Origin of the sequence: Falsiruegeria litorea R37, from assembly GCF_900172225.1 — a bacterium.
GTDB classification, from domain to species: domain Bacteria; phylum Pseudomonadota; class Alphaproteobacteria; order Rhodobacterales; family Rhodobacteraceae; genus Falsiruegeria; species Falsiruegeria litorea.
The window spans coordinates 2274740-2293789 of record NZ_FWFO01000001.1 but is presented as its reverse complement, the minus strand read 5'-3'; the positions used below and the strand labels follow the sequence as shown (position 1 = coordinate 2293789).

At 58.9% G+C, this 19050-nt stretch carries 16 protein-coding genes and 1 tRNA gene; 7 read left to right on the top strand and 10 right to left on the bottom strand.

The window, feature by feature from the left end:
• Positions 1-27: 27 nt before the first annotated feature.
• Positions 28-1257: an MFS transporter gene (locus tag TRL7639_RS11140; protein ID WP_085795738.1), complete on the bottom strand. Its 1230-nt coding sequence runs from the start codon at positions 1255-1257 to the stop codon at positions 28-30.
• 93 nt (positions 1258-1350) lie between these two features.
• Here TRL7639_RS11140 and TRL7639_RS11135 point away from each other — a divergent pair, with 93 nt between their 5' ends.
• From TRL7639_RS11135 to TRL7639_RS11125, 3 genes are read left to right on the top strand one after another with little or no spacing between them, the layout of a single operon-like run.
• On the top strand, positions 1351-1986 hold the full coding sequence (locus tag TRL7639_RS11135; RefSeq protein WP_085795737.1) for a DNA-3-methyladenine glycosylase family protein: 636 nt from the start codon (positions 1351-1353) through the stop codon (positions 1984-1986).
• On the top strand, positions 1983-2648 hold the full coding sequence (locus TRL7639_RS11130) for an alpha/beta hydrolase (protein ID WP_085795736.1): 666 nt from the start codon (positions 1983-1985) through the stop codon (positions 2646-2648). The genes TRL7639_RS11135 and TRL7639_RS11130 overlap by 4 nt, the downstream gene beginning before the upstream one ends.
• A gap of 2 nt (positions 2649-2650) precedes the next feature.
• Positions 2651-3148, top strand: a complete 498-nt coding sequence (locus TRL7639_RS11125) for a GNAT family N-acetyltransferase (RefSeq protein WP_085795735.1) — start codon at positions 2651-2653, stop codon at positions 3146-3148.
• 122 nt (positions 3149-3270) lie between these two features.
• Here TRL7639_RS11125 and TRL7639_RS11120 read toward each other — a convergent pair whose 3' ends face one another.
• Positions 3271-3888 carry a pseudouridine synthase gene (locus TRL7639_RS11120; RefSeq protein ID WP_085796382.1) on the bottom strand — a complete coding sequence of 206 codons (618 nt, stop codon included), beginning with the start codon at positions 3886-3888 and terminating at the stop codon, positions 3271-3273.
• Positions 3889-4102: 214 nt separating this feature from the next.
• Here TRL7639_RS11120 and TRL7639_RS11115 point away from each other — a divergent pair, with 214 nt between their 5' ends.
• Complete coding sequence (locus tag TRL7639_RS11115; RefSeq protein ID WP_085795734.1) at positions 4103-4687, top strand: HNH endonuclease; 585 nt, start codon at positions 4103-4105, stop codon at positions 4685-4687.
• A gap of 128 nt (positions 4688-4815) precedes the next feature.
• On the opposite strand, the gene ocd is transcribed toward TRL7639_RS11115, so the two are convergent.
• Genes ocd through rocF form a run of 3 tightly spaced genes read right to left on the bottom strand, consistent with a single transcriptional unit; the run spans position 4816 to position 7711 of the window.
• On the bottom strand, positions 4816-5865 hold the full coding sequence (gene ocd / locus TRL7639_RS11110; protein WP_085795733.1) for an ornithine cyclodeaminase: 1050 nt from the start codon (positions 5863-5865) through the stop codon (positions 4816-4818).
• Entirely contained in the window at positions 5862-6788 is a 927-nt protein-coding gene (ctlX, locus tag TRL7639_RS11105) for a citrulline utilization hydrolase CtlX (RefSeq protein ID WP_085795732.1), read from the bottom strand. The genes ocd and ctlX overlap by 4 nt, the downstream gene beginning before the upstream one ends.
• A complete protein-coding gene (rocF, locus tag TRL7639_RS11100; protein ID WP_085795731.1) occupies positions 6785-7711 on the bottom strand; it encodes an arginase in 927 nt (308 codons plus the stop codon). Before rocF ends, ctlX begins: the two co-directional genes overlap by 4 nt.
• 109 nt (positions 7712-7820) lie before the next feature.
• On the opposite strand from rocF, the gene TRL7639_RS11095 reads away from it, so the two are divergent.
• Positions 7821-8246, top strand: a complete 426-nt coding sequence (locus tag TRL7639_RS11095) for an Lrp/AsnC family transcriptional regulator (RefSeq protein ID WP_085795730.1) — start codon at positions 7821-7823, stop codon at positions 8244-8246.
• Here TRL7639_RS11095 and TRL7639_RS11090 read toward each other — a convergent pair.
• Both TRL7639_RS11090 and TRL7639_RS11085 read right to left on the bottom strand, forming a co-directional pair.
• Positions 8243-8707 (bottom strand): disulfide bond formation protein B, encoded by a 465-nt coding sequence (locus tag TRL7639_RS11090; RefSeq protein WP_085795729.1) that lies wholly within the window; start codon positions 8705-8707, stop codon positions 8243-8245. The genes TRL7639_RS11095 and TRL7639_RS11090 overlap by 4 nt on opposite strands.
• The gene (locus TRL7639_RS11085) at positions 8704-9282 is read right to left on the bottom strand and encodes a YqaA family protein (protein ID WP_085795728.1); all 579 of its coding nucleotides are present in this window, start codon (positions 9280-9282) and stop codon (positions 8704-8706) included. The genes TRL7639_RS11090 and TRL7639_RS11085 overlap by 4 nt, the downstream gene beginning before the upstream one ends.
• A gap of 149 nt (positions 9283-9431) precedes the next feature.
• Here TRL7639_RS11085 and TRL7639_RS11080 point away from each other — a divergent pair.
• Positions 9432-9517, top strand: a tRNA-Leu gene (locus TRL7639_RS11080).
• A gap of 277 nt (positions 9518-9794) precedes the next feature.
• Here TRL7639_RS11080 and TRL7639_RS11075 read toward each other — a convergent pair.
• Together TRL7639_RS11075 and TRL7639_RS11070 are read right to left on the bottom strand one after the other, a co-directional pair.
• Positions 9795-14351: a caspase family protein gene (locus TRL7639_RS11075; protein ID WP_085795727.1), complete on the bottom strand. Its 4557-nt coding sequence runs from the start codon at positions 14349-14351 to the stop codon at positions 9795-9797.
• 19 nt (positions 14352-14370) lie between these two features.
• Positions 14371-16554 carry a caspase family protein gene (locus TRL7639_RS11070; protein ID WP_085795726.1) on the bottom strand — a complete coding sequence of 728 codons (2184 nt, stop codon included), beginning with the start codon at positions 16552-16554 and terminating at the stop codon, positions 14371-14373.
• Between the two features lie 151 nt (positions 16555-16705).
• Here TRL7639_RS11070 and TRL7639_RS11065 point away from each other — a divergent pair, with 151 nt between their 5' ends.
• Positions 16706-18466 (top strand): alpha/beta hydrolase, encoded by a 1761-nt coding sequence (locus TRL7639_RS11065; RefSeq protein WP_085795725.1) that lies wholly within the window; start codon positions 16706-16708, stop codon positions 18464-18466.
• On the opposite strand, the gene TRL7639_RS11060 is transcribed toward TRL7639_RS11065, so the two are convergent.
• Entirely contained in the window at positions 18467-19003 is a 537-nt protein-coding gene (locus TRL7639_RS11060; protein ID WP_165759797.1) for a peptidoglycan-binding domain-containing protein, read from the bottom strand. It abuts the gene before it with no gap.
• Positions 19004-19050 lie beyond the last annotated feature (47 nt).

The window sequence follows — 19050 nt, the reverse complement described above, 5'->3', positions numbered from 1 at the left end:
AGGGCGGGAGTGCTTCGAGATCTGGCGTTAGGCCTCTTTCGGGCGTAGAACCAGCCAGATCAGCGCGCCACCGGCCAGCACAAGGAAGGGCCCCATCGCCAGGTTGACGGCGGTCCAGCCTTCGATCGGCGAGCCACCCGAGCAATTCATCAACCCGCCCGAAGCCAGAGAGGCCACGGTCACACCACCAAAGACCAACAGGTCGTTGAGGCCCTGCATTCGTCCGCGTTCATGCGGTTCGTGCGCACCGGCCAGCATGGTAGTGGCCCCGATGAAGCCAAAGTTCCAGCCAAGCCCCAGCAGGATCAGAGCAATGAAAAAGTTGCCGATGTCCACGCCCTGCAGCGCCACAGCGCCCGCACCTGCCAGAATAACCAATCCGGTGGCCACGATCTTTTCCACCCCAAAACGCGCGATCAGGTGACCGGTGAAAAAGCTTGGGGCAAACATCGCCAGAACGTGGCTGGTCACCACGTCTGCCGCATCGCCTTCGGTATAACCGCAGCCCACAACCGCCAGCGGGGTCGAGGTCATGACCAGATTCATCAGAGCATAAGATACCATGGCGCAGATCACCGCCACGGCGATGCGCGGCGTGGTGATCAATTCCCACCGGGTGCGGCCTTTGGGGGCGTCCTCGGCGGGGGCTGCGGGTTTTGGGATGTCGATGAAGAAGAACAGCAGCGAGCCAATCACGTTGACCGCAATCACCGCCAGATAGGTGCCCATGAACGGCACCACAAAGGCCTGACTGGTGGCCTTGACCAATTGGGGCCCGATGACGGCGGACACGAGACCGCCGGCCATGACGTAGGAGATCGCCTTGGGCCGGAACGCCTCGGACGCGGTGTCGGCTGCGGCAAAGCGGTAGAACCCTTGCGCGCTCATGTAGATGCCGGTCAGGAAACTGCCGAGCAGGAAGATCGGGAACGAGCCCAAGTAAAGGCCGTAAGCGCCCACAAGACCGCCTGCAGCCCCTCCGGCGCTGCCGATCAAAAAGCCCGCACGACGTCCCCATTTCTGCATGATTGCCGAAATTGGCGTTGCGGTCAGCATCGAGCCCAGAACGATCAGCGAAATGGGCAGGGTCGCAAGACAGACATTGCTGGCCAAGGATTGGCCCGCCAGACCACCAATGGTGAAAATCATCGGCATCTGCGCGCCCAGCAAAGCCTGGGCAGCAACTAGTACGGCAACATTGCGCTTGGCGCGGCTGTCATCTGCAGGAGATGGAAGGGGGGCAGCGGTCATGGTCATGACGCATGCGTATCCTTGAAATTGTTCGCGCACAAGCGGGTTGAAACGAGATGTGATGCAGGTAGGGTGCAGGGCAAGAATACAAGGGCGCGCATGACCGACATCGGACGCATCATTGAGACACCAGAGTGCGTCATCGAGGGCGCGGATTGGCTGCGCGGTGCTTGCCCCCGCATGGCCTATGCGATGGATCAGACCGGCCCCTTACCTTTGCGTCGCAGGCCGGACGGGTTTGAACAGCTGCTCAGCGCCATCGTCAGCCAACAGGTCAGCGTCGCGTCAGCCAATGCCATCTGGAAGCGTATGAAGGACGCCCGCCTGACCGGACCGCGCAAGATCATGTGGGCGACGGATGATGATTTGCGCGCCGTGGGCCTTAGCCGCCAGAAGATGCGCTATGCCCGCGCTCTGGCCGACGCGCGTATTGATTTCAAGGCCTTGCGGGACGCTCCTGATGCAGAGGTTATCGCAACCCTGACCGAGGTTTCGGGCATCGGTGTCTGGACAGCCGAGATCTATGCGATGTTCTCGTTGGGGCGGGCGGACGTCTTTGCCCATGGCGATCTGGCCCTGCAAGAGGCCGCACGCGTTCTGTATGACCTGCCCAAGCGACCGACGGAAAAGGAAATGCGCGAGATTGCGAACGCGTGGTCGCCCTGGCGTTCGGTTGCGGCGCGGGTTTTGTGGGCCTATTACCGCGTTGCCAAAGACAGGGAAGGTATCAGATGACCAGAGTTTTGAATGCGCTCCGCAAGGAGCCGGTTTCGGGCAGCACACGCTCGGTTGTGGTGTTCGTGCACGGCTATGGGGCCAATGGTGCCGACCTGCTGGGGCTTGCCGACCCTCTGGCCGAACATCTGCCGGACACACTGTTTGTAGCACCCGATGCGCCCGAGCAGATTCCCGGCATGCCGAACGGGTTTCAGTGGTTCCCGATCCCTTGGATCGACGGCTCGTCCGAAGAGGAGGCGATGCGCGGCATGGCGGCGGCGGTTGATGATTTCGACGCCTTCCTGGATGCGCTGATGGTGGACGAAGATGTTCTGCCCGAGCAGGTTGTTTTGTTCGGCTTCAGCCAGGGCACGATGATGAGCCTGCATGTGGCGCCGCGCCGGGAGGATCCGGTTGCGGGCATCGTGGCCTTCTCGGGTCGGTTGCTGAGCCCTGAGACGCTGGAGGATGAGGTCATCAGCCGGATGCCGATCCTGCTTGTGCATGGTGATGCCGATGACGTGGTGCCGCCTCAATCGCTGCCGCAGGCGGCAGAGGCGCTGCAGGCTGCAGAATTCAAAGAGGTTTACGCCCATATCATGAAGGGCACAGGCCATGGCATCGCGCCGGACGGGCTGAGCGTCGCGCTGGCCTTCATGCGCGACAAGCTGAGCCTCTGACCATGACATTGACCGTCCGCCCGATGATGCCCGAGGATGTGACCGCAAGCTGTCGCATCCTGAACGACATCATTGAGGCGGGCGGGACAACAGCGAAGGAGGTGCCTTTGTCAGAGGCCCTGTTTCGCGCGTACTATTTGACAGGTTCCGACCATGTCTGTTGCCATGTGGCGGTGGACGCAGGCGGCGACGTTGCCGGGTTTCAATGGCTGGGCGTATCCGAGGATCTGCCCCCTGATTGCGCCGACATTGCCAGCTTTGCCCGGCAAGAGCGGATCGTTCGCGGCGTCGGGCGGGCCTTGTTCGCTGAAACCTCGTGGGTGGCGCGCAAGCTTGGGTTCGCTCAGATCAACGCGACCATCCGCGCCGACAATGTGCCGGGGCTGAGCTACTACACCAAAATGGGCTTTCAGGATCATTCCGTGTCCCACAGTCGGCCGCTGAGGGATGGAACTCTGGTGGACCGCATTTCAAAGCGATTTGTTCTGAACCGCCAGTAAGCGCCACAGGCTCGAAGTACTCCCGCCCTCACATCATGCCCTGACGGGCCCTTGCTCGGTTGGGCCGCGCGCCTCGCCTTAGGCTCGGCGCGGCACCGCATTACGTAAGCGTGAGGTGGATGTCAGCGACGTCTGGGCGTCTTGCGACGGTCCTTGCCGCTTGGACGCGACGGTGTCTCGATGTTGGGGACCTGCAACTCGTCCCAGGCGCCGCTTTTCAAACCTTCCAGGGTCCAGGCCCCAATCCCGTAGCGGATCAACCGCAGCGTCGGGTGCCCCACAGCCGCGGTCATGCGCCGGACTTGCCGGTTGCGGCCTTCGCGGATGGTCAGTTCGATCCAGGTGTCGGGGATGGATTGGCGTGTCCGAATAGGCGGTGTTCGGGCCCACAACTCTGCGGGTTCGGTCATCATCCGTGCCTTGGCAGGGCGGGTCAACCCATCCTTGAGCTCGACACCGTCACGCAGGGTCTTGAGGGCGTGCTGGTCCGGGCTACCTTCGACTTGAACCCAGTAGGTTTTGGGCATCTTGTGCTTGGGGTCCGAAATCTGCGCCTGCAACTTGCCGTTGTCTGTCAACAGCATCAGCCCCTCGCTGTCGCGGTCCAGACGCCCGGCAGGGTAAACGCGAGGCACGTCGACATAGTCAGACAGGGTCGCGCGTGGACTGTCGGCATTGGCCCGGTCGGTAAACTGGGGCAGCACGTCAAAGGGTTTGTTGAAGCGGATCAGGCGGGTCATGGCGCCCTGCATACCGCGCGGACGGTGGGCTCTGCAAGCTGTGGATAAATGTCATATGCCCGTCACGGAATCACCGTAAGCATCCGCGATATATTGTGGAAATTCGGGGCTTGTCAGAGCTTTGCCACGATATATAGTTGTGGGTAAGCTGGGGCGGGGATCCCCGCCTTGGTGCCCGAGAGGCGGGCAGTGCAAGGCGAGGAGAGAGTCTTTGATGGACGGTGACTTCAGGACGGAATTTGTACGCGAACCGGGCGCGTTGAAACAGCATCCGGCGCTGGTTCTGAATGCGGACTATCGGCCCTTATCCTATTATCCGCTTTCGCTGTGGCCCTGGCAGGATGCGATCAAGGCGGCTTGGTTGGACCGGGTGGACATTGTGGCCGAATATGATGAGGTTGTGCGAAGTCCGTCGACCGAAATCAGGATACCATCGGTTGTTGTTCTCAAAGACTATGTCAAACCCAGAAAGCGCGTGGCCTTCACGCGCTTTAATTTGTTTTTGAGGGATGAATTCAGTTGCCAATACTGTGGCGCGCGCGGGGATCTGACCTTTGATCACGTGGTGCCGCGGGCATCAGGCGGTGTGACCAGTTGGGAAAACGTGGTTGCAGCCTGCAGCCCGTGCAACCTGCGCAAAGGGTCCAAATCACTGCGCCGTGCGGGCATGTCCCTGCGCAAACCGCCGCGTCAGCCGCAGGCCGAAGAGCTGCGCAACGTGGGTCGCAAGTTTCCACCCAACCATCTGCACGAAAGCTGGATGGACTTTCTGTATTGGGACGCGGAACTCGACGCGTGATGGGGGGTTACCCCGCCGCCGCAGGCTATGCCTCCCACAGGATGTTTTCAGCAGGGGAAAGAAGCGAAAGACCGCTTTTTTCCCTTGTTTCTGCTATTCCAGAGTATGAAGCAGAGCCTCATTAAGTCCTAGTCTTCAGGCGCGGCGCGTTGCAGCATTCCGAAAAGGTCACGAGGATCATCTGGGTCCGCCAGCAGGTCGAGCGCGTGATAAAGGCCTGTGGCTTCCAGCTGGTCGCGAACATACCGCAGGGCGCTGAAATCCTCGATCGCGAAGCCGACACTGTCGAAAAGAGTAATCTGACGGTCCGAAACCCGACCTTTATGCTGGCCAGTGACGACCTGCCAGAATTCAATTACCGGGTGGTCATCTGCAAGCTGCTGGATCTCGCCTTCGATCCGGGTCTGAGGAGGGTATTCAACAAAAATGTCCGACCGTTGCAGGATGCCTGCCGCCAGTTCTGTTTTGCCGGGACAGTCGCCGCCGATGGCGTTGATGTGGACGCCTGCACCGACCATGTTGTCAGTGAGGATGGTGGCATATTGCTTGTCAGCGGTGCAAGTGGTCAGAATCTGCGCACCCTGGATCGCCTCTTCGGGGTTGGCACAGGACACCACCGTGATCCCATGGGAAGCCAGATTGGCAGCGCATTTGCGGGTGGCCGCGGGGTCGATGTCATAAAGGCGCACGGTTTTGAGCCCACAGATCGCCTTCATCGCCAGGGTTTGAAACTCCGATTGAGCTCCATTGCCGATCATGGCCATCGTATCGGCGCCTTTGGGGGCAAGGTGTTTCGCAACCATGGCCGAGGTTGCGGCGGTACGTAGGGCAGTCAACATGGTCATTTCGCTTAACAGCACCGGGTAACCCGTTGCCACGTCGGCCAAAAGCCCAAAGGCGGTCACGGTCTGCAGGCCCTCTTTGGTATTCTTGGGATGGCCGTTGACGTATTTGAACCCATAGACCTCGCCGTCCGAGGTTGGCATCAACTCGATCACGCCCTCGGCCGAATGGCTGGCGACGCGCGGGGTCTTGTCGAATAGCTCCCACCGGTGGAAATCTGCCTCGATATACTCGGCAATGCCACGCAGCATCGGCTCGAGGCCGATTTGATGAATCAGTTGCATCATGTGATCGACCGAGACGAAAGGCACCAGGGCTTTGTCAGAGGGGGTCATGCGGCGTTCCTTTCGGGGCGGCGGGTCAAGTGGATGCCGGCGATCATGCAACGGACCGAGCCGCCGGCGCTTTCGAGTGTTGGGATGGTCAGGGGTACGGGCCTGGCCGAGCGTTCGATGACATCGATCTGCTCGGGGCGCAGCGCATCCAGCGCGCGTGACGACAGCGCCAGAATGCGGCTGTTCCCGGTCAATTCGATGGCGTTGCCTGCAAAGTTATCGATCTGCCAAGGCGTCAGGGCAATAACCTCGCGTCCGGTTTCCTCCAAGCGATCGACAACGGTCTGTCTGCGGTCCGCGTCTGGGATCAGATCAAGGCCGACTAGGGCAAAATCAGTACCGATGCCCATAAGGACGTTGGTGTGATAGATCGCCTGTCCGGCGGCATCATGTGCGTCAAACGCGATGGGTTCATAGTTGAAGTGGGTACAGAACCGCTCCAGCACCACTGGATCGGCGCGGTTGGACTTGGCGACAAAGGCGATACGGCCGATGTGGTCCAGAACCATGGCACCGGTCCCCTCAAGCGCCAGGCCATCGTGTTCCAACCCGCTGTAGTCGATCACGTCCGAGACGCGGAAATCGCGTTTCAACATGTCGATCACATCTGAGCGCCGCTCGCGTTGGCGGTTTTTGGCAAACATAGGATAGAGCGCCACATGACCGCCCGCATGGGTGGAAAACCAGTTGTTCGGGAACACGCTGTCGGGCGTGTGCCGGGTTCCGAAATCTTCGAACACGTTCACATCGACGCCGTGGCCGCGCAGGGTGCTTACGGCGGCGTCAAACTCGTCGCGCGCCTTATGTGAAACATCCTTGGGCGTCGGTGTCTGAAACGCGTTGTCCCCTTGGGTTTCCGGGTTCGAGCAGAACGCATGCGGCCGGATCATGACGACCGATTGGGGGGCTTGCAGCAGGTTCATAGGAAACTCCGGGTCGGGCGGTCAAAGACCCGGCGTCCCAGCGAGGAGGCTGCCAGATCGACCATGACCTGCGCGGTGCGGCCTCGCTCGTCCAGGAACGGGTTCAGCTCGACCAGATCCAGAGAGGTCATCAGCCCGCTGTCACAGATCATCTCCATCGCCAGGTGCCCCTCGCGGATGGTGGCGCCGCCCGGAACCGTGGTGCCAACGGCAGGCGCGATCGAGGGGTCCAGGAAATCCACATCCAGAGAGACATGCAGCAGGCCATTGTGTTCGGCCACGGTTTCCAAAAAGGCCGCGAGGGGCTTGGCGATCCCGCTTTCATCAATCTCGCGCATGTCGTGGAACCGGATGCGGCTGGATTGCAGCGCTTCGCGTTCCGCGTTGTCGACCGAGCGCAAGCCAATGATGCAGATGTTTTCCTGTGGCACTGGGTTGGTGATCACCGGGAAGCCCGCAAAGCCACCGCGCCCGGTGACATAGCCTAAGGGGGTGCCATGAAGATTGCCTGATCCCGAAGTGTCAGGCGTATGAAAGTCGCTGTGCGCGTCCAGCCAGAGAACGAACAGGGGGCGCTCTTCTTTGGCCGCGTGATTGGCTACACCTGCCACACTGCCAAGGGCCAGCGCATGATCGCCGCCCAGAAAGATCGGCAGGCCGCGCGGCATGGTTTCTTCGGCGGTGCGGATCAGGCGGTGGGTCCAGCCGACGGTCTTGCTGGGCTGATGCAGATGGGTGTCGCCGGGCTCTGTCGGGTGCGATGCAGGCGTAAGATTGCCCAGATCCTCGACCGTGTGGCCCAGATCAGTCAGCGCCTCGGCCAGACCAGCGGTGCGATAGGCATCGGGGCCCATCAGACATCCCGCACGACGCTTGCCGCTGTCGACCGGTGCCCCGATCAGAATGCAGTGTTTGGCGTTCATGTGAAACCTCGAAAATCAGTGTTTCTTCCAATTTCTGATCGAAATGGGTTGAAATACAGAGGTAAATTTGATCAAAGCGACGCCAATATGATCGAATTGGAGTTCCCAAATGGACAAAACGGATGAGCGGTTGGTCGCGGCCCTGCGCCATGACGCGCGGGCCTCTTTGTCGGATCTGGCGCTGCAGCTCAACCTGTCCCGCACAACCGTTCGGGCGCGTATCGAACGGCTGATTCAGCGCGGCGATGTGTTGGGGTTCACCGTGGTCCTGAAAGAGGATGTCCTGCGCGATCCGGTGCGCGGGCTGATGATGATCGGGATCGAGGGGCGCGGGACCAACCGGATCACCCGTGCGCTGCAGGGATTGAAAGAGGTGCGCGCGGTCCATTCAACCAATGGTCGCTGGGATCTGATTATCGAGTTGGGTACCGAAACGCTTGAGGAACTGGATCAGGCCCTGGCCAAGATTCGCATGTTCGAAGGCGTGCAGACCAGCGAAACCAATCTGCTGTTGTCCACGAAGAAGTCGACTTAGCGGGCCGCACGTGCCGCAGCGAACCAGATGGCAGCCAGCCCCAGCGATACAATCGCGTTCCAGCTTGCCATGGATAGCGTGAACAATTCCCATGGGACCTCGTCGCAGCGGGTCAGGGGGGCCGACATGATCTGTTCCATCAACTGCTCTGGCGTCAGCCCGCCAATCGGGCCGGACGTACACGTGGATGGACCCTCCCACCAACCTCGCTCGACGCCGGTGTGATAGATGCCGATTCCGGCCGTTGCCAGGGCTGCAAACCCACCGAGCAGCGGTAGCCAGCGACCGGGCAGGAACAACGCGAGAAGGCCAATCACAAAGGCTGCAGCATGGGGATACCGCTGCCAATAGCACAGTTTGCAGGGCGCCATGCCGCCAATGTACTGAAATCCCCAGGCCCCAACCAACATGGCTGCAGATCCGGCGGAGGCAATCAAAATCAACGTCTTACGCGAGATCATAGGAACTTCACCACAGCAAATCCCCCGATCAGGAGGACAATGAAAAGGGTAAACATCAGGCCCAGGCGCTTTTCGATGAAATCGCGGATCGGGGCACCAAAGGCCCAAAGCAGTCCGGCCACAATAAAGAACCGCAACGCGCGCGCCAGGATCGACGTGGCAACAAAGGTCCCAAGCGGCATGCCGGTCCACCCCGACATGATCGTGATGACTTTGTATGGGAAGGGGGTGACACCCGCGGTCAGCACGGCCCAGAACCCAAAGTCGTTGAACTTTGTGTTGAACGCCTCCATCGCCTCGGCCTTGCCCATAGCTGCCAGAATAGGTTGCCCGATGCTTTCATAGAAAAACGCACCGATGGCATAGCCCAGCATGCCGCCAAGAACCGATGCGACCAGAGCAACCGTCGCGATCAGAAACGCTCGATTGGGGCGCGCAAGAATCATCGGGATCATCAGCACATCGGGCGGGATTGGGAAAAAAGAGCTTTCGATAAAGGCGACACCGGCCAAAACCCAAAGAGCATGCGGGTGCTCCGCCAGAGCAATCGTCTTGTCATAGAGGCGTTGCAGCATGATGGTAATCAACTCTTGCTCTTAATCTGATTGCTGGGAAACCATGATCAGGCAACCGGGTCAAGCGGTTGCAGATTGAACTTCGTTGCGGTTCGCTGCTTTTTGCCTCTGGACCTTCCCGAACAACACGGCTAATTCAATGCGCAGTGGCCCAAGTGGCGGAATGGTAGACGCAGGGGATTCAAAATCCCCCGCCTTCACGGGCGTGAGAGTTCGAGTCTCTCCTTGGGCACCACTATGATTTCTCAATACAAATTGGCGTTCTGACGGGGAAAACCACCTCAAATTCCGCGTGGCGGAAAGCATCAGATGAGTCACGGGCGCGCTTAGTGTTTTCGCTTGTCCTCTCGACCTCTCACATCCAATGCTTTGCGTAGTTCGCCCCTCTGGGCCAACGAAAAATGTGCAAACTACATCGCCACCAAACGTCGAGCTTTCGAAGATAGGCGCATCTGTCACGTCGCGACACTGGATCCGCAGCGCTCGGTGTAGGGGAAATGGTGAAAGGCAGATCAGTTTAGGTTGAGATAGACCGAGTCGCGCCCGTGGTTTCTAGTAAAGTCAAACAACGAAGGGCGTTGTAGGTAGCGTGTAGAACGGCTTTGGGTCGAGGCTATGTCGCCATCATCAGCCGAAAAACTCATAGATCCGCGTTCTACTGGCATAAAGTTGTGATCGACTATTTCCTTGTAAAGCGTGGGCACCCGTTGTTCGGCAAAGCTCAGCAACTCGCCAAAGCTCACGCGCTCATCCACTGGGGCTCTGTCGGCACGAGCGTCTTCCAGACCTTCGCGGAACATGGCGTAGCTAAGCGCTCCGTGCCGTAGAACATCGGATTCCAGCGCGACGCCTTCGGCTTGGCTGGCGGTCAGCACGCGCATTCCCTTGTCATAGGCTAATTGACCCAAACCCCTGCTGCCCATCGGACCCGGCTTGAACGCCTCTCCCTCGACGCTGGCTGCCGAATTGCAGGCATCAATTACCAGTACCATGTCGCCCGCCTGAATGTCGCGGAAGAGATCGGACAATCGGTTGCTGTCGAGCGTTTTCGTCAATAGCGCGTCGTCTACGACGCGGCCGACGGAATCGGTGCCTATGTCTTGTAAGAAGAGATGAAACAGGCCGTCATCGTCGGCAAACCCGTGGCCGGCAAAAAACACATAGACCAAATCTTGGGGGCGGGCGCGGCGCAGTGTTTGTGCGCCTGGGATAGCCGCGCGGTCCGCCTCTGAAACTTGCGCCCCGCCCAGTATTGCCAACACGGTTTCGACATGGGCGCGACTGGCCTTTGATTGTCCGAGAGCGCGTGATGAGACCAGCGGTATTGAAACAACGCGGTCAAATCCCCCCTGCGCAGAAATCCGGTCGGCGACGCTCTCTGCAGAGAGAATGGCATCAGCACTTGCATAGTTCAGATCCCACGAAGAGTTTTCATAGCTGTCTACGCCGATACTAATAACGTAGGCGGTACGGTCATTTTGCAATGGGGTTTCAGGGGCGGGCAGGGACTTCTGTACGGTTGTGCTTTTGACCCCGTCTGCATTGAAAGCGTAAGCCTCGAACAGCACATCCTTACCGTCTGTAGGAAGTTGGATACGCTCAAATGTCAGGGTGAGGCTGGCGGTGCCTTGTTCGGCCGAAATCAGTCCCTGTGGCCCACCCTCCCGTTGGGCCACCAGCTGGCCATCACGGAAGAGTTTGACCGATGACACGCCGCTACCTGCACCTTCAGGGCCAACAGCGGATACGGTCAAAGAGACCGAGACCTCGTTCGGTCGTTGGGCATCGAAGACGACGTCCCCGAAAGCCAACTCGGGCTGCTGTCGATTGAGCGCAGGCAGGTCTGGCAGCGGCGGCAGGTATTCCGCGTTGAGCAAACGTGGTAACAGGCGCGGCTCAAAGAACTCGCGATAAAACAGCTCTACCGGCAAGGAACGGAGCGGATCATCGGGTAGGACCCAGCCAAGTGCCGGAAAATTGCCCGGGTCTGAGGCATCATATCGCCCGTCTTCTCCGAGCACGGCCCAATCACCACTAAGCAGAGACACAAGCCGCACCAGACGGGCACCGGTTTGTACCTCCCACAGCGAAATCACGCCGCTGGTCTCGGCAATGGCCAACAACCGACCATCCGGAGAAAAGGCGATGCCGTCCGCGCCAATAGGATTTGCAGAAATCGGGTGCGAGAGGCCATTCTGCCAGTTCCACAAAAGATTGCGGCCGTCCGAACCTTCTATCAACGCCATATCGCGCGTGTGGCTAAGGCGGGCGGAACGGGGCGCAACTCCGGCGAGCGAGGTGCTGTGATCGCTGGGGGCGCCTTTACTGTCCAGCAGAAGGATCCTGTTGTCGTCGATCACTTTCATCAACTGGCCAACTCCAAAACGGTCTACAGCCAAAAGACCGTCAGGGCGATCGGGCGTGTCGAAACCAGGCACCGGATTTTGAGCACCCGTGGTCACGTCTATGACAGCCGGAGGGCGCCAACCGTTGTCGAGCCAGACGATGGTTTGCCCATCCGGTGAGAAGGCCCAGTCTTCCAGATATTGGTCGTTGTTGACCGCCCAAATCATTTCGCCGGTCGAGGCATCATAGAGCTGAAGCCTGCGCTGATTGTCCTGAAAGACTTCACCCAGCAAGTGTTCTCCATTCGGTGAAATCAATGGAGGATCAGTCAGATACCCGCCCTCCAGGGTGAACTCTTGTACGGTCCGCAGTGGCTTTTTGGTATTTTCGATCGTCGCAATGTCGAAGTGAGCCATTGTCTGGCCGTTGGTCAAAAAGATGTCTTTTCCGTTGCTTAAGATCCGGCCTTCTGGGTCGCCGTAGAAGGCGTCACTTTTTTTCCAGTCGCGAGTGATCTCGCCGATTGTGGTGTTGGCATGGGCCAGTTTCCGTTCGCTGTCACTCTGACTGATGTAGGTCAGGCCGCCTTTTGAAATGACGGTATTTGCAAAAATCGGGGTGCCGCGGACACGCGTAACTTTTCCGCTTTGCAGATCCCAATGCGCCGCCTGTTCGCGTCCGTTGATGACCAACGTGTCACCGTCTTGAGAAAATACCAAGGAACGAGGGGCCATGGCCGCGGATTTTATGGTATGGCGCAGGGTGGCTTCGTTGGGCCCCCGTGACAGATCCCATACATCAATTTGAGGCGCGCCGTTCCAGCCAGAGTGCCCCACACCGACAACCGTGCTTGTAGCGGGATGGAAAGCTACGGGGCCAGCACCTCCGATGCCGGGTGCAGAGAGTGGGGCGGGGAGAGTTGCGACAACCGAGGCTGAACGCCGATCGTACACCCGATGCATTGGCGGATCGTCCAAGCCGTCGAGATTGACGCCAGAGGACGTGGAAAGGAGAAATTGATCGTTGGCGATGTGGGTGATTTGGTCAATGTCAAAACCCAGCGGGTCATGCTGTTGGCCCAAAGTCCCAGATTTGGCATCGAATTCCTGCAATTGGCCGTCCTTGGTGACAATCAGGCCAAAATCCGCGCTGTTCAATGCCACTTTCGAGGCTTCGGCGGGGGTGTCTATTTTTTGCAGGCTGCGACGTTCCGTGTCGATCAAAATGACCTGACCGCCGACAGACAGAGCCGTGCGCGATCCGTCCGGGGAAACGGAGGCGCCATTGAAGCTGCCAACATCCATCAGCACGGGCATTTCTAAGGTCGTGACGGTTCCACGCTCGAAGTCCTGTTCTGATCCGATGTCGCAACCGGCGGTGCCGCAGGCCAGTATGTCGCCGGTCGGGCCCAGGAAACTTGCCCAGACGACCTGTGGTGTGTGTTGGTTGCCACCTGCAAGCTGCCCTGTGGCCGTGGACCAGAGTTCGAACCCGTCCGAGTGACCGATTGTCAGCAACGTTTTACTGTCTGGCGCATAGGAAACTGTGCTGAAAAATTCTCCCTCAGCAATGCTGCGCAGGGCACGACCTGAAACAGCGTCCCATAGGTGCATGCGGTTGTCCTGGCCCAGTGAAACAAAGGTTCTTCCGTCAGGCGCAATTGCGATCGTTTTGATCGGATCGCTGTGGCTTTGTGTCAAGGCAATGTCCGGGGCTTGGTCGGTCAGAGGTGGTGCGTCGGAGAAGCTGAGGTCTTCAGGAGCGTCAGATGTGGCGAAGATGTTGATTTGACCGTTTCGGTGCAGAGCCGCCACCATTTGCCCATTTGGTGCCAGGGTCGCCGCGGTGTATGGCGAGTACTCCCCGGCCTCAAAGCCGAGCTGGAATGTGACTTCTGAGTTTCCCGGATCGATCACGACAAAGCGGTCTTCGCTTTCGGCTTTGCCCCAAACCAAGGCGCGTGGGCCGCGTTCGGTCTGCCGATAGTCCTTCATGCGTGGTTCACTATTGGGCTGATAGGTGAGGAAACTCTGGTGTGGGTCGGCTTCGGGGTCGGTATGGATCAGGGCAATCAGCCCTCGGGCAATGAAGTTGTATAGCGCGCTGCTGTAAACAGAGTTGACGTTGCCAGAGGTGCGAAGTGACTCGAACTCCGCATGGTTCTGCAGGTGCATTTGCCAATTCATACGGGCGATCGTGGTGTTACCGTCCGCGTCGAACTGGTAGGACGGGAAGAGAATGAACAAGTCGATCTCGCTATAGGTGGTGCCAGGTAGCTGCATAGATTTGGCGGTTTCCCAGTTGCCTCCATACAGGCCTGTGCCATCTGCATGCGCGCGTACCTTGTCCCATGTTCCAGGTATTCGGTGGGCTTCGGGCTGGGTGCGGTTTTGGGGGTCAAAAACGATTACGCCCTTTTCTCCCAGTGCCACGGCCAAAAATTTCCCGTTGGGCAGAAAGGTCAGGTCCTGGACGCTGGTTTCCAGCTTCTCCTGAAACAAAACCTCGCCGGTGCCAATGTCTCGTATCCAAAGGTCGCTCAAGCTTGCGATAGCGAGGCGGCGACCGTCTGGGGAAAACTCCAGAACCATTGAATGGCGTTCGTCTGGCTCTGTCATGACCTGAGCGATGGGGGGTTGCGCGATGGCTTGGGGCGTGGCGCTTAGGATGGTCAACAAGGTCGCAACAGCGAGGACAAAAGAGCGAAAGCCAGGCTGTTTCATGATCACTTTCCTTGCTGGATTATTGGCTGGCGTAGGTGCGGAAGGCCTCGGTGCGGGGCAACACGCGCCAGCGATAGCTCTGCACCCATATCCCGCCTGTTGCGGCACTCATGCCCATGCCCATGTTGCCGCGTGTCAAACCGGCCTGACCGGCATCTTGCAAAAACTCTCGCAACATTTCCCCGCGGGCGGTGCGAACAGAGCGGGTACCGGTGTCGCAGTTTTCGACCAATCCGGTGAGGTTGAGAGCCTCGGCATTTTCTTCAAGATCGCTAACCAGAACGTAAAGCCGTTCCTGCCCCGCGGAATAGACATCGCCAGGGCAGTCGGAGCAGACCACCATTTCATCGCCAACTTTTCGCTGACTCTGTTTTCCTTCAACCAACTCATAAGCCACGTTGATGCAATATTGGGAATCGATGTGGATACGGTTCACGTCGCGTTGACCGTCGCGGTTGCCACGCGCCGAAAAGCGCAGCACGTCGCATTGTTTGACGTCGCTCAGGGGATCCAGCCCGTCAAAACTGCTTTGCATGGCATTGCGAAAGACCGGACGACATTCACGTTGGGGCTGAATGCGCTGACCGGGACTTGCAAGATCACTGAGCGTGCTGTCAAACCGCTCAGCATCGATGTCCAGCGGTAGCGGGTTTGACAGGCCACCTCCACCGTCGAGCGAATCCAGAATGCGCGCCAGACGCTCTGCTCGCAGGATGCGCAGAACCGGTGGCAGCAGATCGGGGGTGCCCGTGCCATAAAGCGGGACCTCAAGCCCCACAGGATCCGCCCCGAGTTGCGTCACAGGGCCAAACCACAGGCTGTCGTTTCGCAGCGTTACGCGAATGTCGATCTTATCAGGGGTGATTTCGGCCGGAATGCCCGAGGCTTCGACTGCCCGCGCGACGCCATCTTGCAGCAAATCCGAGGTGGGGTTGTTCGCCGCCAATGGTGCGCCGGTTTCAAAGTCCAGTATTGGAGAGAACCGTACAGTTGGGTTGGCGGGATGCACTTCGACCTGAGCAAAGCGCGCCTCGCTTGGCAGGCTGTCAGCCCAATCGCAGAGGGTTTTCGCCTGCGGTTGGCAGTCGGTAGCAACAGGGCGCAGATAGCTGCTGCGCGCGTTGACCTCTTCGGCCTGCGCATATCCCAGCGGTGCCACGTCACCTGAATCCGCCACATCTGGAAAAAGTGCCAGAAGGGACCCGACCTGAAGACCGTGCACCAGCCCGGCTTCGACCCTGTCACCAGAGGTCAGGTACCGGGTTGTGCCGCTGTTGTCCCCTCCGCCAAAGACCGAGGCATCGATCAGATTGCCCTCCCAGAGCGGGGTTTGCAGGCTACCAGCACCGAAGCCACGCCCTTTGTTCATATCGCTTAGAATGCCCTGGAAAAGCTGGCGATAGCTCAACGCTTGTCCGTTTTCCAAACGCGCGGCCAGAGCCGCGGTGAAAAGGCCAAACCACTGGTCAGATGTGGTGCCATCGGAAAAATCTCCTTCTCGGGCGACGTCGTTGGAGCGGGTGGCATAAAATGCAAGATAGCCGCCGAGAGCAGCGTCAGCGACAGTCGAAGGCGGAGGCGTTGCGCCCGATTGTGCAGTGGCTTGACTGATGTCGACACCCAACACGTTTGGATCGACATTGCGTTCGGCGGTGGTGCCAGACAGGCTGCGGGTGCCGCTGCCGGAATGGCAGCTGTCCATGACCACCCAGACATCAGCACCAGTGGCACGCAGGTTGATGATCAACTCACCAAGAAGGTCGTCCGTCAGGCTGTTGGGGATCGTCGAGGCGCCGGACGGCACTTTCGCGCTGTCGGCGGGCAGGAAAACCTCGTCCAGACCGTCGGTTTCGTCACCCGAAAGATCGGGTTGCCGGGTGCCGTGGCCGGAAAGATGCACGTAAACCAAGTCGTCCGGCTGAGCCCGTGCTGTGAGGTCGGCAAATCCGGTTTCGATGGCTGCAAGCGTCGGTTTGGTGCCACCATCTACTCCATCGGCCAGCACAATGATGTCGGTTGCGCCGCGCGCTTGCAGCACATCTTGCATCAGGGTGACATCATTCTTTGGTCCACGAAGATCGGGAATGTCCGACGCCTCATCATAATCGGAAACACCGACCAGCAGGGCGCGAATTTCAGCCTGGAGCGGAGACGACAGCCACAGATATGCCGAAACGGCGGCGGTCAGCCATTTTGTAATCATCTGTGGCTCCTTAAAGCCTGGTCCCGCGTCGCTTATCCCAGGCGGACTGAAATGTGTTTTGGGCAGTTTGAAGGCTAATAAATGGGGGTGACAAGTATTATTCGCAGCCACTACGCTCGGGCGACTGACTTTTGGCTAAGCCGGGATTGATATGCGCTACTTCAGACAGAATCTTTTCACACTTTTGATTGGCGGTTGTTTTTTGGGTGGGCTGGCGATTGATGCAGCCGCCCAAGAGGTGGAACGTTTTGATCCGGTAGGCTTCGAGATTGCATTGGGGCAGGCAGAGACACCAGAGGTTGAGCTTGCGCTGGTGGAGCGAGCGATCGTGGCCGTAGAGCAAGAAGCGACCCCGGACCTGCGGCTTTACTTCGATCTGAATGCGCGGCGGTTGGAATTGTTGACGCAAGCTGATCGGGTTCAGGATGCAGCCTCGCTGGCGGAAGGAATGGCGAAATTTGCGAGGGACAATCGGGATATTGTAGGGCGCGATCCGGTGACCCTCTATCGACAGGCGGCAGAGCTGTACGAGGCGGCCGGAAACACTCGCAAGGCCATTGAGAGCTATGAGGCCGAGGTGAAGCTGCGGCTGGATGCCGGGCAGTCCGGCGACGTGGTGGCCGAAGTTTACGCCCAGCTTGAGCGGCTGGCGACCCAGAGGGGCGATTCAGCCGGGGCAGAGGGGTTTTATGCACAGCGCCAAGCGATGATGGACCCGAAGGCAGCAGGTGTTCGGGCAGCGGGGGAGACTGGTTTCTCTGAGGTCGAAGTGTTCTACGCAACAGATCGGGCGCGAAGCGGCGACAGCGATCCCAATGAGTTTTATGGTTATGGACGAAGCGATCTGGAATACGGAATCGTGACCGTGTCGATCCCAAGTGAGCATGTGCCAGGCGCCATCGAGCGCCCCTCGATCTGGCGGCTGGAATTTGGGGCCAATCCGGCCAAACATGTCATGGTACGCAAGGTGGATCCGCTTGAGAACGACGTGTATTTCAGCCGGATGCAGGCGCGAGTAGAGGACAGTGCGCGCAAAGAGGCATTTGTCTTTGTGCATGGGTTCAATACACGATTTGATGCGGCAGCGCGGCGGGCTGCGCAACTGGCGTATGACATGAATTACAGCGGCGTTCCGGTGCTTTACAGCTGGCCGTCGGCAGGCAAGACCTTCCGCTATGTGGCGGATACGGCGGTTGTGCGGTTGAGCGGACGGCGGCTGGCAGTGTTTCTGGAAGAACTGAAAGAACGAAGCGGCGCGGAGACGATCCACATTGTGGCACATTCCATGGGCAACCGCGCCCTGACCGATGCGCTTGAGTTATTGGCGATGAAGAACAATGCGGCGGAGCTTGATGTGCCACCTTTTGGTCAGCTGTTTTTTGCGGCGCCAGATGTGGATGCTGATCTGTTTCGCGAGATGTTGAAGACCATCAAGCCGATGGGAGAGCGGATGACCCTTTATACTTCGGAAGAAGACTGGGCGCTGACTGCATCTCGCAAACTGCACGGAAATGCTCCGCGCGCCGGGCAGGCGGGCGACAGCATTCTGTCAGATCAACGGTTTGACACAGTGGATATGACCACTTTGGGTGAGGACATGCTGGCGCATACCTATTTTGCCAATGACAGTTCGGCTCTGGCCGATATTGTCTCGCTGATATGGGCCAACCCCGCGCCCGAGCGGCGCTGTGGATTGCAAGAGGCCGTACCGGATGGCGCGGTGCGCGAGGTTTGGCAGTACCAGAAAGGAATCTGCCAGGACGGAAAGATGGTTAGGCTGATCGCCCATCTGTGGAACCTTGGACCTGTTAGCAACGACACCATCCGCCAGGTGGTTGCCGAACATGTCTCGGACCAAGAAGAGGCCGAACTTTTGACAGCCAGCCTGATCCGGCTTGCCGGGGGTGACTGATTAGCAGCCGCCAAAAGCCAGCAGGCTGTCAGTAGCCAGTTGGCGCCGGACGTTGGGCCCGGCCGTGCCGGTTGGGGCAAGACCGGCGTCTTGTTGATAGGCGATCAGTGCGTCACGGGTACGGCCATCAAATATGTAATCAGGGGCTCCCAAAAGATAGCCCCCAGAAATCAGGTTCTTTTCCACCCCTTCCACCAGAACATTCACGTCCCCCGCGGCAAGCTCGATCGGGGGCGTGCGATTCTCAATCTCTCGGCAGGTTGCCAGCGGCATGGGGGTGAGGGTGAAACTGCCATTGAGCTGAGTTCCGTCGGCTTCATTTGCTGGGGCATACAGCACACTGTCAATTTGCATCTGTTCAATGCGAATAGACGCGTTGATCAGAAGTTCTGAGGGACTGTGTGTCACGCTCATATTGCCACCGTCACAATCGAGACTGCAATTGAGCGTGTCATTTTCGGCGATGCCGCAGGACGAAAAATAGAGGATATGCGGCAGGTTGCTGCGGGTGTAGATAAGGTTTCCGGTCTCGGTCATGACCATCTCGGCCACACCTTCTGTCGGCTTCGGCAGAGCATAACATT

What these genes read in the sequence shown, in the direction of transcription:
- TRL7639_RS11065 (WP_085795725.1), top strand. Translation starts at nt 16,706, where the DNA reads ATGCGCTACTTCAGACAGAATCTTTTCACACTTTTGATTGGCGGTTGT.
- TRL7639_RS11135 (WP_085795737.1), top strand. Translation starts at nt 1,351, where the DNA reads ATGACCGACATCGGACGCATCATTGAGACACCAGAGTGCGTCATCGAG.
- TRL7639_RS11070 (WP_085795726.1), bottom strand. Translation starts at nt 16,554, where the DNA reads ATGATTACAAAATGGCTGACCGCCGCCGTTTCGGCATATCTGTGGCTG.
- TRL7639_RS11140 (WP_085795738.1), bottom strand. Translation starts at nt 1,257, where the DNA reads ATGACCATGACCGCTGCCCCCCTTCCATCTCCTGCAGATGACAGCCGC.
- ocd (WP_085795733.1), bottom strand. Translation starts at nt 5,865, where the DNA reads ATGACCCCCTCTGACAAAGCCCTGGTGCCTTTCGTCTCGGTCGATCAC.
- TRL7639_RS11090 (WP_085795729.1), bottom strand. Translation starts at nt 8,707, where the DNA reads ATGATCTCGCGTAAGACGTTGATTTTGATTGCCTCCGCCGGATCTGCA.
- TRL7639_RS11120 (WP_085796382.1), bottom strand. Translation starts at nt 3,888, where the DNA reads ATGACCCGCCTGATCCGCTTCAACAAACCCTTTGACGTGCTGCCCCAG.
- TRL7639_RS11085 (WP_085795728.1), bottom strand. Translation starts at nt 9,282, where the DNA reads ATGCTGCAACGCCTCTATGACAAGACGATTGCTCTGGCGGAGCACCCG.
- TRL7639_RS11095 (WP_085795730.1), top strand. Translation starts at nt 7,821, where the DNA reads ATGGACAAAACGGATGAGCGGTTGGTCGCGGCCCTGCGCCATGACGCG.
- ctlX (WP_085795732.1), bottom strand. Translation starts at nt 6,788, where the DNA reads ATGAACCTGCTGCAAGCCCCCCAATCGGTCGTCATGATCCGGCCGCAT.
- TRL7639_RS11075 (WP_085795727.1), bottom strand. Translation starts at nt 14,351, where the DNA reads ATGAAACAGCCTGGCTTTCGCTCTTTTGTCCTCGCTGTTGCGACCTTG.
- TRL7639_RS11130 (WP_085795736.1), top strand. Translation starts at nt 1,983, where the DNA reads ATGACCAGAGTTTTGAATGCGCTCCGCAAGGAGCCGGTTTCGGGCAGC.
- TRL7639_RS11060 (WP_165759797.1), bottom strand. Translation starts at nt 19,003, where the DNA reads ATGACCGAGACCGGAAACCTTATCTACACCCGCAGCAACCTGCCGCAT.
- rocF (WP_085795731.1), bottom strand. Translation starts at nt 7,711, where the DNA reads ATGAACGCCAAACACTGCATTCTGATCGGGGCACCGGTCGACAGCGGC.
- TRL7639_RS11115 (WP_085795734.1), top strand. Translation starts at nt 4,103, where the DNA reads ATGGACGGTGACTTCAGGACGGAATTTGTACGCGAACCGGGCGCGTTG.
- TRL7639_RS11125 (WP_085795735.1), top strand. Translation starts at nt 2,651, where the DNA reads ATGACATTGACCGTCCGCCCGATGATGCCCGAGGATGTGACCGCAAGC.